The organism is Burkholderia sp. AW33-5 (assembly GCF_053427615.1).
In genome coordinates, this window is record NZ_JBSAXA010000022.1 from 59,824 (window position 1) to 73,847 (window position 14,024).

Sequence of the window (14,024 nt, forward strand, 5' to 3'; positions counted from 1 at the left end):
CGCCGCGAATCGTCCGGCTGCGGCCGGTGCGGTGGCTGGCCCTGCGGGAAGTCGGAGATGACGTGCCGGCAGCGTTCCGTTGCGCGAGAAGCCCGAGCGGCATTCGCGCGTGAACCGGTGCCGGCGCCGGTTCAGGCCTGTGCGTGGCGTTCCGCGTGCGGCCGCCCGATCACGAGGTAGTGGGCGAGCGCGACGATCGGGAACACGCCGGCGACGGCGGCGACGAGCGGCCAGCCGCCATGCTCGTACAGCGGGCTGGCGAGCGCGGAGCCGATGGCGCCGCCGACGAAGATGCTCGTCATGTACAGCGCGTTCAGGCGGTTGCGGCTCGCCGCATGCAGCGCATAGATCTCGCGCTGGCCGAGCACCATGTTCATCTGCACCGCGAAGTCGAGCACGATGCCGGTGACGACGAGGCCGTACAGCCCGGCGCCGTGGACCAGCGCGACCGCATACGACAAGGCGCCTGCGACCAGTGCGATCAGCGTGGCCCGCACCGTGTGGCCGGCATCCGCGAGGCGGCCGGCGACGGGCGCCGACGTCGCGCCGATCGCGCCGACCAGTGCGAACAGGCCGATGGCCGACTGCGACAGGCCGTAGTGACGCGTGAGCTCGACCGGCACGGCGGTCCAGAACAGGCTGAACGACGCGAACATCAGGCCCTGGTAGAACGCGCGATGGCGCAGCACCGGCATCGTGCGCACGAGATGCAGCAGCGAGCCGATCAGTTCGAAATAGGTCGCGCGATGATCGGGCTGGCGCGACGGGATCGTCAGCGCGAGCACGGCCGTCACGAGCGTCATCAGCACGGCGGCGGCCGCGAACACGAAGCGCCAGCCGAACGCGTCGGCCACCACGCTCGACAGCGGCCGCGCGAGCAGGATGCCGAGCAGCAGCCCGCTCATGATCGTGCCGACCACGCGGCCGCGCGAATGATCGGGCGCCAGGTGCGCGGCGAGCGGCACGAGGATCTGCACGGCGACTGAGCTGAAGCCGATCAGCAGCGAGATCGCGAGGAACGGCCCGGGCGTATGCACCATCGCCGCGGCCGCGAGGCTCGCGATCGACACGACGGCGGTCGTGATCATCAGCTTGCGGTTCTCGAGCAGGTCGCCGAGCGGCACGATGAAGAACAGGCCGAATGCGTAGCCGATCTGCGTCAGCGACACGATGAGGCTCGCGGTTTCGCCGGACATGTGCAGGCTGGGTGCGATGAGTTCGGTGATCGGCTGCGCGTAGTACAGGTTCGCGACGATCGCGCCGCAACTGAACGCGAACAGCAGGATGAGGCCCTGCGTGAGCTTGGTCGCGTGCCCGTGGGCAGCGAGCGGGGTGGATTCTGCTGACATGATCGACTCCTTGAAAAGAGATGTCGGGAGCCCGTTCTTCGGGCGGGCGGTGCGATTGCCGATGCGGCGAAACGACAGCCGCCGCATTGCCGTCAAGATTATTGATCGATCGATAACAAGGGAATACGCCCGCTGCGCAATCGAGCATTGCGTGGCGCGCAAAGGGGGCGGATCGCGCGTGGAATCACGCGCGGGCGCCGCGCGGCAGCGTCGGCACGAGCGTGAAGCGGCGGGCCTCCGGCGCGCATATCGCGGCTCGCGAAGCCCATGAAACCAGTCTGGATCGCGCGGACTGAATTGTCCTGAAACGCCGCTTTAAACCATTTGATTCATGCGGCGCGCGACGAGGGTGTCGCTGTCAGCCGCGCTTGCCCTGCAGCGTCGGAATCTCCGCGAACTGGCCCGCGAGCCATTCGACGAAGAGCTTGAGCTTGACCGGCGTATGCCGGTTGGGCGGATACAGGATCGAGATCGGCCGGGGCGGCGGGTTGAAATCGGTCAGCACCTCGCGCAGACGCCCCGATTTCAGGTACGGCTCGACCAGGTACAGCGATGTCTTGATCAGGCCGATCCCCGCGAGGCCGCATTCGATGTAGGTGTCGGCGTCGTTCACCGCGACCGTGCCGCACATCTGCACGATGCGCGGTTCGCCGTCGACGACGAAATCCCACGGACGCGGCCGGCCCGTATCGGCCGAGATGTGGCTGACCGCGACGTGCTGCGCCAGGTCGTCCACCGTTTCGGGGGCGCCGCATCGTTCGAGATAGGCGGGCGCCGCGCAGGTGCAGGTGGTGAGGCTGCCGATCCGTTTCGCGACCATGCCCGAATCGTCGAGCGCGCCGATGCGCACGACGCAATCGACGCCTTCGCCGATCAGGTCGATCTGCCGGTCGGTCACGCCGAGTTCGACCGAGATGCCCGGATTGGCGGCAAGAAACTCCGGCAGCGCGGGCACCATGATCTGCTTCGCCATGGCCGGCGGCAGGTTCACCTTCAGGCGGCCGCGCGGCACGTTGCGCGCCTGCGAGACGGCTGCTTCCATGTCGTCGATCTCGCGCAGCACGCCGACGCAGCGTTCGTAATAGGCCTGCCCGTCCTCGGTCAGCGAGATGCGGCGCGTCGTGCGGTTCAGCAGCCGGCAGCCGAGATGCCGTTCGAGCGTGCTCAGCAGCGCGGACACGCGCGGCGTCGTGAGTCCGGTCGTGTCCGACGCGCGCGTGAAGCTGCCCGTCTCGACGATGCGCGTGAACACGCGCATCGAAAGCAAGGTATCCATCGTTCAGAAATCTCCAGCCTGTCGATTGTCGGCGCCGGTGCGTGCCGGCGCGATCGGTTGTGATCCGCGGCTATGCGTCGATGCGTTTCCTGAGCGAATCGCCGGCGAACGGCATTTCGCGCATGCGCTGCCCGGTCGCGTCGAAGATCGCGTTGGCCAGCGCGCCGGCCGTCGGCCCCATCGACGCCTCGGCCGCGCCGAGAAACGGTGCGCCGGGACGATTGATCAGGTGCACCTTCACGCTTTGCGGCGCGGCCGGGAAACGCAGGATCGGATAGCTGCTCCAGTCGAAACTGCGAATGCGCTGCGTATCGTATTTCAACGCCTCGTACAGCGTCCAGCTCGCGGCCTGCACGATGCCGCCCTCGATCTGGTTGCGGATGCCGTCGGGCGACACGATCTGGCCGGCGTCGACGGCGACTTCCGCGCGGTCGAGCGTCACGTGGCCCGTCTCCGGCACGACCGTGACCTCGACCGCGATCGCGACGTAGCCCATCAGGTTCTTGTATTTGCCGAACGCGAAACCGACGCCGCGATTGCGTGCACGCGGCGGCCGCGGCCAGCCGAATCTGGTCGCGGCGAGCTGGATCACCTGGCGCGCGCGGTGATCCTCCATGTGGCGCAGGCGGAATTCGACCGGATCGACGCCGGCGGCGTGCGCCAGCTCGTCCATGAAGCTCTCGATGGCCCAGACGTTCGTGTGCGCGCCGAGCGAGCGCATCGCGGACGTCTGCAGCGGCATCGTCGGCGAGAAGTTGTTGACGATGTGCATGTTCGGCAGCGCGTACAGCGGGATCGCATTGCGATCGCCGCCGCCCTCGGGCTGCAGCATCGGCGTCGACGGCGCGGACACGAACGGCGGCTCGAGCATGCGGGCGGGCAGAAGCCGGCCGGCGTTGACGATGCGCTCGTTGTGCGAACTGCTCCACAGCGCGTAGTTCCAGTCGACGATGCGGCCGCCCGCATCGAGCGATGCGCTGAGCTCGGTGACCATCGCCGGCGTGAAGTGGTCCCACGTATGTTCCTGCTCGCGCATCCACTGCACGCGGATCGGCTTGCCGGGCATCGCGGCCGCGATCAGCGCCGCATGCGCGGCCGCGTCGTCCGCGCCGTTGTGCCCGTAGCAGCCGGAGCCCTCGGTGTGGATGCAGCGCACGTTCGCCTTCGGCATCGACAGCATTTCCGCGAGCGCGTCGCGCAGCGGATAGACGCCCTGCGAGTGGGTCCACACGGTCAGCGTGCCGTTCTCGAGATGAGCGACCGAACACGAGGGCCCGATCGAGCCGTGCAGCAGATAGTTCTTCAGGAACGTGGCGGAGAGCGTCTTCGTCGCCGGCGCGCTCGGCGCGTGCGTGTTGGCGATCTCGATGCGTTGGGTCGCGATCCGCTTCAGGTCCGCGTGGACCGTCTCGCGGTCGGGCAGCGCCCGGCCGCCGGACCAGCGACAACCGGCGGCCAGCGCGCGCTGCGCGAGCACCGCCTGCCATTCGCCCTGGGCGACGACGGCGAGCATGCTGCCGTTGCGCACGATCCGCACGACGCCCGGCATCTTCAGGATCGCGGCTTCGTCGAACGACAGCAGTTTCGCGTCGTACACCGGCGGCATCACGACCCGCGCATGCAGCATGCCGGGCAGCGTCATGTCCTGCACGTAGCTGACGCCGCCCGTGACCTTGTTCGGAATGTCCACGCGCGGCAGCGACGTGCCGATCACGGCGAACGTGGCCGGCGGTTTCAGCGGCGACGTCGGCGTGGCGTTGCGGTGCAGGTCGACGGTGCGCACCGCGTCGGCGTAGCGCATCGTGCGGCCGTCCGGCGCCTTGATGACGGCGTCGGCGACGGTCAGCGTGCGCGGATCGACGCCGAACTGCTTCGCCGCGCCGTCGACCAGCAGGCCGCGCACCTGCGCGGCGGCGTTCAGCAGCGCGGAGCCGCTGTCAGCCATCGTGTGGCTGCCGGCCGTCAGGCCTTCGTCGGGCGACGCGCCGGTGTCGGCGGTCAGGAACGTGATCAGCGAGGGCTTCATGTTCAGCTCCTCGGCGGCCACCTGCAGCAAGGCGGTGCGCACGCCGGTGCCGAGCTCGACCTTGCCGGTGAACACGGTGACCTTGCCGTCGGGCGCGATCTTGATCCACGCGTCCAGCAGCGGATTGGTCTTCAGGCTGCCGGCCAGCGTTTCGGTGGCCTTGGCGACGTGGACGGCGGCGCCTTCGTCCGCGATCACGACCTCGGCGAGCGCGCGCGCGGCGGGCGCGAGGGTGAACGCGACGAAGAGCGCGCCGGAAACCATGAAGTGCCGGCGGCCTTCGTCGATGTCGTCGGGTGCGTTCATCAGATTTCCTTATTGATCATGACGGGCGCGGCGGACGGTTCCGGCTCCGGCATCCCCGCGACCTGGCGTACGGCCGCCAGGATTCGCATGTGGGTGCCGCAACGGCACAGGTTCGGTTCCATGTGGGTGCGCAGCTCGTGTTCGGTCGGCTTCGGGTTGCGTTCGAGCAGCGCCTGCGCGCGCATGATCATGCCCGCGATGCAGTAACCGCACTGCGCCGCCTGATGATCGATGAACGCCTGCTGCAGCTTGCCGGGATGCTCGGCGGTGCCGAGGCTTTCCAGGGTCCTGACGCGACGCTCGCCGAGCGCGGCGACCGGGATCAGGCACGAGAACATCGGCTTGTCGTCGACGATCACGGTGCACGCGCCGCATTGCCCGAGGCCGCAGCCGAACTTCGCGCCGTGCAGGTGCAGGTCGTTGCGCAGCGCGTACAGGAGCGGCGTCGAGGGATCGATGTCGAGCGTGTGTCGCACGCCATTCACGGTGAGGGCGATCATTGCGCGCGGTCCTCCTTTCTGAGCTTCGCGGCGAGGGTGTCGACGCCGGTCCATGCGGCGCGATCGGAATATGTTTCGCGGAGATAGGCGGCGAGATCCGCGATCTGCCCATCGTCGTACTGGTCGATATAGGACGGCATGTAGTTCAGCGTGTCCTCGCCGTGCCAGCCGATACCGTTGAACATCATCTGGATCGCGTTGCGCGGCGTGTCGGCGGCGATCGCCGTGCTGAACGCGAGCGTCGGCCGTTCGCCGATCGACTGCATCGGCGACGCCGGCCCGTGGCACTGCGCGCACGACGCCTGGAACAGCACCGCGCCGCGCTGTCCGGCGGGCGTCGTCGGGCCGTGTCCCGCGCCGGCCGTTGCCGGACGCGCGGCGGCAGGCTTCTGGATGGACAGGATGTACGCGGCGATCGCCTCGACGTCCTCCACCGGCACCGTCGCGAGATCGCGCGTGACCGGCAGCATCGGTCCGGCGGCCGCGCCATGCTCGCTCGCGCGGCCCGTGCGCAGGTACGTGACCAGTTGCGCCTGCGTCCACGGCCGGACCGCGTGACCGAGCGTATTGAGCGGCGGCGCTTCCCAGCCGTCGACGATGCCGCCGTCGAACGCCTTGCCGGCCTGTTCGCCGCCGATCGCATTGAGCGGCGAATGGCACGACGCGCAGTGCCCGAGGCCGTCGACGAGCGCCTTGCCGCGATTCCATTGCGCGGATTGCGACGGGTCGGGCTGGTACGCGCCCTCGCGCAGGAACAGCACGTTCCAGAACGCGACCAGCGGCCGGAAGTTGAGCGGGAAGATCAGGTCGTTCGCCGGCGTCTTCGTCTGGACCGGTTCGCGCGTCATCAGATACGCGTACGCGGCCGCGATGTCCTGGTCGGACATTCGCGTGAAATGGATATACGGAAAGGCCGGGTACAGCGGATGGCCGTCGCGGGCGATGCCGCTGCGCAGCGCGCGCGCGAATGCCGCCTGCGACCAGCGGCCGATGCCCGTGTCGGCATCCGGCGTGATGTTGGTCGCGTAGATCGTGCCGAACGGCGTCGCGAGCGGCAGGCCGCCGGCGAACGGCTTGCCGTCCTTCGCGGTGTGACAGACGACGCAGTCGCCGAGCGCGACGACGCGCGCGCCTGCGCGAATGAGCTGCGGATCGAACGACGCGCGCGCGGGCGGATCGATCGGCGCGATCGACGGCCGGAACATGATGCCGATCGCGACCGCGAGGCCGACGACCGCGACACCTGCCGCGCCGAACCAGAGACGTTTGTGCTTCATGCGCGCTCCCGGCGAGCCGGTTCATTCGGCGTCGTGCAGTTGGCGAGGCAATGGAAAGGGCGCCGGCCGTGCGGTACGCGCGATGCGGTGCGGATCCGCTTGCCGTGACAGGCGGGCCGGCGCGTGCCGGCAGCGGAGGTTGCGGCCGGGGCCGACGGATGGCGATGGCGCATGGCCGACCGGTTCGGCCATGACGAGCCGGGCCGGCGATGGCGATTCGCGGCGGAGTTCATGTCGTCGTTCCAGAAGGTGGGATTGCGCGCGGGCCGTGGCCCGTGCGGCGGATGATGGGGGCAGTCTACGCGGCGGGCGGCGCCGTTACCTGAAACCGCGCTGAAACGTTCTGAACGCAGGCGCCGGCCATCGCGTGCGGTTCCGTCGTGCGCCGCGGCGCATTGCTGACCATCGTGTCGGCGTTGGCGACATCCATTCCGTCATCGCCGGCCAGCATGTCAAAGCGGTGTGCCGAGGCCGAACGCGGCCGCGAGTTGCGGCCCCTTCTCGAGCAACGCGGTCACTTCCTCGCGCCGTCGCACCGACCATCGCGCGAGACGTTCGACGACATCGGACGCGTCGGCCGGCAGCGCCTCGGCGAGCGACACCGCATCGCTCGCCGCTTTCGACGTGCCGGAGGCCGTATGCGGGCGCACGGTGCAGGCCGCATCGCCGATCAGCGCCACGCGGCCGTCGACGAAGCCGGGGCTCAGCGCGTCGACGATCGCCTGGTTGAACGGCGCGCGCGTCGCGAGCACCAGTTGCGACAACGATGCCGGCAATCGTTCTTCCGCCAGTTGCCGCAGCGCGCCGACGGTCTCATCCGCAAGCATCCCCGGATGCACGGATGCATGATGGACGTTGCCGTCACGATCGGTCAGGTGGCGGCGCAGCGCCGTGCGGTCGGCTTCGTTGCGATACCACAGCCAGTTGAAACGGCGCGCGCCCGGCGCGAGCGAGCCGTCGAGCGCGGGAATCAGGAACGCCATGAACAGCTCGCCCGGCGCCTTGTGAAGCGTCATGTTCTCGACCAATGGCGCAATCGCGGCGGCGTCGAATTCGGCTTCGTCGACGATGCCGCGCCACGCGAGATAGCCCGCGAACGACGGCGCGTAGCCGGGAAACAGGCGCGTGCGCAGGGTCGAGCCCGCTCCGTCGGCCGCAATCAGCACGTCCGCGCGGATGCGTTCGTCGCCCAGGTGTACGTCGACGCCGTCGGCGTCCTGCTCGAAGCCGCTGACCGCGCGGCCGTAACGGATGCGTCCGGGCGGCAGCGTCTCGCACAGCGAGCGGTACACGGCGTCCCACGACGAGAACGGCAGCATTTCGGGTTCGTCGCGCGTGACGCTGCCGTCGCGATCGATCCAGCGCCGCCGATGCGTCGGCACGCTGATCATCTGCCGGCAATGACGGCCATGCTGTTCGAGGAACGCCATCATCCGGCGCAGCACGGCCACGCCGCCGCCCTGACCGCGTAGCGGCGACGGCGAGCGCTCGTAGACCGTTACGTCGTGCCCGATGCAGTCGAGCGTCAGCCCGGCCGCGAGACCGGCGATCGACCCGCCGGCAATGATTATTTTCATCGTGCGTGACTCCAAGTTCGAAAGACGGCATCGTCGGCCGCTTGCCCGCCCGCGTGCCGACGCGCGTGGTGCCGACGGCTCGCCGGATGATGCCATGTGCGTCGGCGGGCTGCGCCGACCGTGCAGGCGCGGCCGGTCGCATGCGTTTTCGCCGGCCGGTCCGCGCGCTAGATGCGCAGCAGCCTGCCCGCATTGCCGCCGAGGATCATCGAACGCTGTTCCGCCGTCAGGTCGACGCGATCGAGAAAGCGGACCGGTTGTTCGTAGCCCATGTCGAAGCAGTAGTCGCTGCCGAGCACGAGCCGATCGACGCCGACGTTCGCGATCAGGAAGTCCAGCACCGGCCCGGAATGAGACACCGTGTCGTAGCTGAAGCGCCGCAGATAGCTGCTCGGCTTCTGCGCGAGCCGGCGCGTTTCGGGGCGCACGGTCCAGCCCGCGTCGAGGCGTCCCGCGACGATCGGCAACGCACCGCCCGCATGCGGCAACGTGAAGTGCAGGTCCGGATGGCGATCAAGCACGCCGCCGAGGATCAGGTGCGCGGCCGCGATCGCCGTATCGAACGGATTGCCGAGCAGGTTGCTCAGGTAGAAATCGCCGAGCCGCGCGCCGCCGACCGTTTGCTGCGGATGCAGGAACACGGGCAGGTTCAGTTGCGCGATGCGCGCGAAGACCGGCGCGAACAACGGATCGTCGAGATCGCGGTTGTCGATGTTGGTGCCCATGTACACGCCGCGCACGCCTGGCAGCTGCGCGGCGCGTTCGAGTTCGTCGATCGCGTCGGTCGCGTTCAGCATCGGCAGCGTCGCGAGCACGACGAATCGTGCCGGATGCCGCTGGTAGACGCGCGACGCGGCCGAATTCCAGTCGCGCGCGAGCTTCGCATTGAACGGCCGGTCGCCCCAATACGCCATCGGCACGCTGAGCGACAGCGCCTGAACGTCGACGCCGGACGCATCCATGTCCCTGAGCCGCGCGTCGACGTCGATGAACTTCATCGGCAGCGGCCCGAGGCCGCCGGCGGGCGTGCGGAACGTGAACGATGCGTCGTCGCACGTGAACGACCCGCCGAAGCGCTTGCCCTCGCCGCCGACCAGATCGCAAAAGCTTTCGGGGTAGTAGTGCGCGTGGATGTCGATCGCGCGCGGCCTCGGCAGCGACGGGGCAGGCGATGCGGCCGGGGCGTTCGCGGTTTCGGCGGCCGATGCCGAACGGCCGGCCACGGCCGTGCCGGCGAGCGCGGCAAACGCGCCGAGCAGGCGTCGCCGGGCCGGCGACGGGCAGCAGGTGCAGGTCAACGTGGCGTGTCTCATGCGGATATCGACTCCTCGAATCGTGCGGCTCCGCCGCGTTGCGTGATGCCCGTTGTGATGCCCGTTTCGCACGCGACGAGCTGGGTGTCGAACTGCGCGCGCTCGTGCCGCGCACGGGCCGAGCGATCGGTGACGGAGAACAGGACGACGCCGGCGAACGCCGCCGCCATCGAGAACAATGCCGGGTATTCGTACGGATAGACCGGATGCGCATGACCGAGCACCGTCACCCACACGGTCGGGCTCAGCACCGTGAGCGTGACGGCGGTGGCGAGCCCGAGCAGGCCGCCCAGTACCGCGCCGCGCGTCGTCAGCCCGCGCCAGTAGATCGAGAGCAGCAGCACCGGGAAGTTCGAGCTCGCCGCGATCGAGAACGTGAGGCTGACGATGAACGCGATGTTCTGCTTCTCGAACGCGATGCCGAGCAGGATCGCGAGCACGCCGAGCACCACGGTCGTCGCGCGCGCCACGCGCATTTCCTCGCGGTCGGACGCGCGCCCGCGGCGCAGCACGTTCGCGTAGAGGTCGTGCGAGATCGCCGATGAACCCGCGAGCGTGAGTCCGGCGACCACGGCCAGGATGGTCGAGAACGCGACCGCGCAGATGAAGCCGAGGAACACGTTGCCGCCGACCGCATGCGCGAGATGGATCGCCACCATGTTGGCGCCGCCCGTCACGGCGCCGGACGCGTCGTGGTACTGCCGGGCCGGCGCGACCAGCGCGATGGTGCCGAAGCCGATGATGACGATCAGCATGTAGCCGATGCCGACGATGCCGGTCGCATGCAGGATGCTCTTGCGGGCCGCCTTGACGTCGCCGACCGTGAAGAAGCGCATCAGGATGTGCGGCAGGCCCGCCGTGCCGAAGATCAGCGCGAGGCCGAGCGACACGGCCGAGACCGGATCGGAGACCAGGCCGCCCGGACGCAGGATCGCCGCATGCTTCGGATGCACGCTCACGGCCTGCGCGAAAAGCGCGTCGAGACTGAAGCCGAAACGGCCGAGCACCATGAACGCCATGAACGCCGCGCCGGCGAGCAGCAGCACGGCCTTGACGATCTGGATCCAGGTGGTCGCGAGCATCCCGCCGAAGAAGACGTAGATGACCATCAGCACGCCGACGACCAGCACCGCGACCGTGTAGTCGAGACCGAACAGCAGCTCGACCAGCTTGCCCGCGCCGACCATCTGCGACACCAGATACAGCAGCACGATGACGATCGAGCTCGACGCAGCGAAGGCGCGGATCGGCCGTTGCCGCAGGCGATAGGACACGACGTCGGCGAGCGTGTACTTGCCGAGATTGCGCAGCGGCTCGGCGATCAGGAACAGGATGATCGGCCAGCTCGCGAGAAAGCCGACCGAATAGATCAGGCCGTCGTAGCCGCTCGTGAACACCAGCGCGGAGATGCCGAGCAGCGACGCCGCCGACATGTAGTCGCCGGCGATCGCCCAGCCGTTCTGCAGCGCGGTGATCCGGCCGCCGGCCGCGTAGTGGTCGGCCACGCTGTGGTTCTTGCGCGCGGCCCAGCGCGTGATGACGAGCGTCGACGCGACGAACAGCAGGAACATGCCGATCGCGACCGGGTTGTGCCCGTGCGCGAGCGCCGCGGGGCCGGCCGCGAACGCCGGCGCCGTGCCGACGGCGGCGATCGATGCGAGGAGCAGGCGTTTCATTGCGCGTCTCCGTCGCGAATGGACGCGACGAGCGCGTCGTGGACCGAGTTGGCCTGGAACACGTACAGCGCGACCAGCGCGAACGTGACGACGAACATGCCGAAGCCGACCGGGATGCCCCACGGCGTCGGCCGGCCCGGCACGATCGGCTGGCCGAGTAGCGTCGGCGAAAACGCCAGCGTCAGGATGAACGCGAAATAGAGGCCGAGCATGACGAGCGTCAGCGACCAGGCGAGCAGCCTTCTGCGCCTGACGAGCGTGCGAAAACGGGCATCGCGCAGCAGCGGATGCGGGGCCTGCGCCGGCGAGTCCGGATCGGGCGCGGTGCCGGCGGCGGCCGGAAGCGTGTGGTTCACGGTGTCTCCTCGATGGGTCGAATGTCGTGGCGGCGGTGCGGGCGTCGCGCGTGTTGTGCGTGTCGTGCGCGCCGCCCGCCGTTGCCGGGCTCAGACGTGCGGCGGCACGGCGGTTTCCCGCATCACGACTTCCGGCGTTCGATAGCGCTCGGCCATTTCGCGCTCGGTGTCGTTTTTCAGTTGCGCCTGCATGTAGGCGCCGAGATGGCGCGCGTGCTGCACGATCGCGATGCCGAACGCCGTGCGCGTTTCGCTGTATTCGCTCAGTGCGTCGAGCGTGTCGGCGCGCGTGGCGAGTGAGCCGACGAGCGCGAGCGCATCGCCGGCGGCCTTGGTGACGCCCATTCCGCAATGCGGCCGCGCGACGAACGCGGCATCGCCGAGCAGCGCGATCCGGCCGAACGCCATGCGCGGCACTTCGAGGTCGTAGATCGGCTGGAACAGCGGCTGCGTCGCGCGCGACACGACTTCCGCGAACTGCGGCGCGAGCAGCGCGTGGGCCGCGTCCTCGAGATCGGCGAGGACGTCGCGCCGGATCAGCGTCGGCGGAATGCCGCCCGCCCACAGCTTGCCGGTCTCGTCGGTCAGCAGGTTCGGAAGGTCGGTGTCCTCGCTCGTCGCGCGATACCAGACGAAGTTGTAGCGGCGCTCGCCGGGCAGCGTGCTGTTGCCCTGGCCGGCGACCGGATAGCCGAGGATCTGTTCGTGCGGCGGCAGGCCGAATGCGAACTTGTCGAACAGGGTCGCGTCGGTCGCGTCCGACAGCGCGGCTTCGTCGACCAGCCCGCGCCACGCGACGTAGCCCGCGTATTGAAGCCGTGCGTCCGGCACGAGCCGTTCGCGAATCGCGGAGCGGAATCCGTCGGCCGCGACGACGAGGTCGGCGTGCACGACCGAGCCGTCGGACAGCGTGACGGACGCGTGCGCCGGGCCGTCCGAGACGTCGGTCACGACGGCGCCCGGGTGATAGTGCTGATCGGGCAGCGCCGCGCGCAGCACGTGATACATCTTGCTCCACGCGGTGAGCGTCTGCGGCAGCCGGCGCGCCGACGCCACGGCGCCGTCCTGCGACAGCGTGATGCGCGACTCGACCTTGACGCCGATCGATTCGTCGATGCGCACGCCCGCGGCGCGCATCACGTCGAACAGTTCCGGATGCGTGACGATGCCGGCGCCGCGGCCCGACAGCGCCTCGGGAACCCGCTCGTACACGTCCACGTCCCAGCCGTTGCGCAGCAGGAGGTTCGCGGCGAACAGGCCGCCCAGCGAGCCGCCGACGATGACGGCCTTGCGGTGAGTTGAAGTGACGTCGTTCATGTCAGTCTCCGATGGATGCGCGGGCCGCTGCGGCCGCGTCGGGAAGCGCCAGGCCTTCGACCTCGGCGGCAGCGAAGTTGAGTTCGATCGTCACGCCGGACGGATCCTCGATGAAGACCTGGTGCAGCCCGAGGCTCGGCACCGTGCGGTCGCGCCACGGGATGTTCTCGGCGCGCAGCGTATGCCACGTCGCCTCGACGCCGGTCGCGAGGAACGCGATGTGATCGACGGTGCCCGTGCCGGTGGCCGGCAGCGCCTTGTCGCCGAGATAGGCCGCGAGCCCGTCCGGGTTGGCCGGATCGACGCCGATGATGTGAACGATTCCGTAGTCGGCTTCGTCGCCGCCCTTGTAGAGCCACGCGCCCGGAAAGTCGAACGGCGGGCGATAGCCGCGTTTGAAGCCGAGCACGCGTTCATAGAACCGGCACGATTTTTCGAGATCGAGCGTGCGGATCGAGTAGTGCGCGAGTCTGGATACAGGCATGGGACACCTCGTGTTTATCGGGCGATAAGTTATCGTTCGATAAATTATAGTGGAAAAGATCGGCAGGACAAAGCCGCGATCGAGCGGTGTTTACCCGCGGTCGAAAAGGGTGCCGGATGCCGGCGCGCGATGCGTTACGACGCGATTTCGCCGGCCATGACGTCGTCCGCATAGCACCACACCCAGCGCTCGCCCGGCTCGATCGAACGGGCGAGCGGGTGGCCGGTTTCGTGGAAATGCCGGCTCGCATGGCGATTCGGCGACGAGTCGCAACAACCGACCTGCCCGCAGCTCAGGCACAGGCGCAAATGCACCCACCGGCTGCCGGATTTCACGCACTCCTCGCAGTAGTCCTTGTCGGTGTTCAGCACGCGTGCTTCGCCGAGGTGAGTGCAGGTCGTGGCCATCTTTCGCTCCGATGCCGGCGCCGCAGAGCGCTCGCAGCGCGGCCGGCGCGAAGCTGCGAGCGGAGGTGGACAGGCTTCATTGTGGACGGTCGCGGTGCGAGCGGACCTTAATTCTTATGAAGCGCGGCGGCGTGAAGGCGATGACGACGTACAGTCGCAA

At 68.8% G+C, this 14,024-nt stretch carries 13 protein-coding genes; all 13 read right to left on the reverse strand.

All coding sequences use genetic code 11. The features are described from left to right. Nucleotides 1-131 precede the first annotated feature (131 nt). Complete coding sequence (locus ACV22V_RS26330; RefSeq protein ID WP_059534411.1) at nt 132-1,349, reverse strand: MFS transporter; 1,218 nt, start codon at nt 1,347-1,349, stop codon at nt 132-134. A gap of 358 nt (nt 1,350-1,707) precedes the next feature. Continuing rightward, nucleotides 1,708-2,625, reverse strand: coding sequence for a LysR family transcriptional regulator (locus ACV22V_RS26335; protein ID WP_059534409.1), 918 nt, complete (start codon nt 2,623-2,625; stop codon nt 1,708-1,710). Between the two features lie 70 nt (nt 2,626-2,695). Continuing rightward, complete coding sequence (locus tag ACV22V_RS26340) at nt 2,696-4,957, reverse strand: xanthine dehydrogenase family protein molybdopterin-binding subunit (protein WP_059690259.1); 2,262 nt, start codon at nt 4,955-4,957, stop codon at nt 2,696-2,698. Further along, entirely contained in the window at nt 4,957-5,457 is a 501-nt protein-coding gene (locus ACV22V_RS26345; protein ID WP_448015975.1) for a (2Fe-2S)-binding protein, read from the reverse strand. Before ACV22V_RS26345 ends, ACV22V_RS26340 begins: the two co-directional genes overlap by 1 nt. Then, entirely contained in the window at nt 5,454-6,734 is a 1,281-nt protein-coding gene (locus ACV22V_RS26350) for a c-type cytochrome (RefSeq protein WP_448015976.1), read from the reverse strand. The genes ACV22V_RS26345 and ACV22V_RS26350 overlap by 4 nt, the downstream gene beginning before the upstream one ends. Nucleotides 6,735-7,032: 298 nt before the next feature. Next, nucleotides 7,033-7,164 carry a hypothetical protein gene (locus ACV22V_RS26355; RefSeq protein WP_448015977.1) on the reverse strand — a complete coding sequence of 44 codons (132 nt, stop codon included), beginning with the start codon at nt 7,162-7,164 and terminating at the stop codon, nt 7,033-7,035. A 22-nt stretch (nt 7,165-7,186) separates the two neighbouring features. Further along, nucleotides 7,187-8,311: an FAD binding domain-containing protein gene (locus ACV22V_RS26360; protein ID WP_448015978.1), complete on the reverse strand. Its 1,125-nt coding sequence runs from the start codon at nt 8,309-8,311 to the stop codon at nt 7,187-7,189. A 167-nt stretch (nt 8,312-8,478) separates the two neighbouring features. Further along, complete coding sequence (locus tag ACV22V_RS26365) at nt 8,479-9,624, reverse strand: amidohydrolase family protein (protein ID WP_448015979.1); 1,146 nt, start codon at nt 9,622-9,624, stop codon at nt 8,479-8,481. After that, a complete protein-coding gene (locus ACV22V_RS26370; RefSeq protein ID WP_448015980.1) occupies nt 9,621-11,300 on the reverse strand; it encodes a cation acetate symporter in 1,680 nt (559 codons plus the stop codon). Before ACV22V_RS26370 ends, ACV22V_RS26365 begins: the two co-directional genes overlap by 4 nt. Further along, entirely contained in the window at nt 11,297-11,656 is a 360-nt protein-coding gene (locus tag ACV22V_RS26375; protein WP_448015981.1) for a DUF485 domain-containing protein, read from the reverse strand. The genes ACV22V_RS26370 and ACV22V_RS26375 overlap by 4 nt, the downstream gene beginning before the upstream one ends. Nucleotides 11,657-11,746: 90 nt before the next feature. Beyond that, the gene (locus tag ACV22V_RS26380; RefSeq protein WP_448015982.1) at nt 11,747-12,973 is read right to left on the reverse strand and encodes an FAD binding domain-containing protein; all 1,227 of its coding nucleotides are present in this window, start codon (nt 12,971-12,973) and stop codon (nt 11,747-11,749) included. A gap of 1 nt (nt 12,974) precedes the next feature. Further along, a complete protein-coding gene (locus tag ACV22V_RS26385; RefSeq protein WP_448015983.1) occupies nt 12,975-13,457 on the reverse strand; it encodes a VOC family protein in 483 nt (160 codons plus the stop codon). A gap of 134 nt (nt 13,458-13,591) precedes the next feature. Continuing rightward, nucleotides 13,592-13,864, reverse strand: coding sequence for a ubiquitin carboxyl-terminal hydrolase 14 (locus ACV22V_RS26390; RefSeq protein WP_059534396.1), 273 nt, complete (start codon nt 13,862-13,864; stop codon nt 13,592-13,594). Nucleotides 13,865-14,024 lie beyond the last annotated feature (160 nt).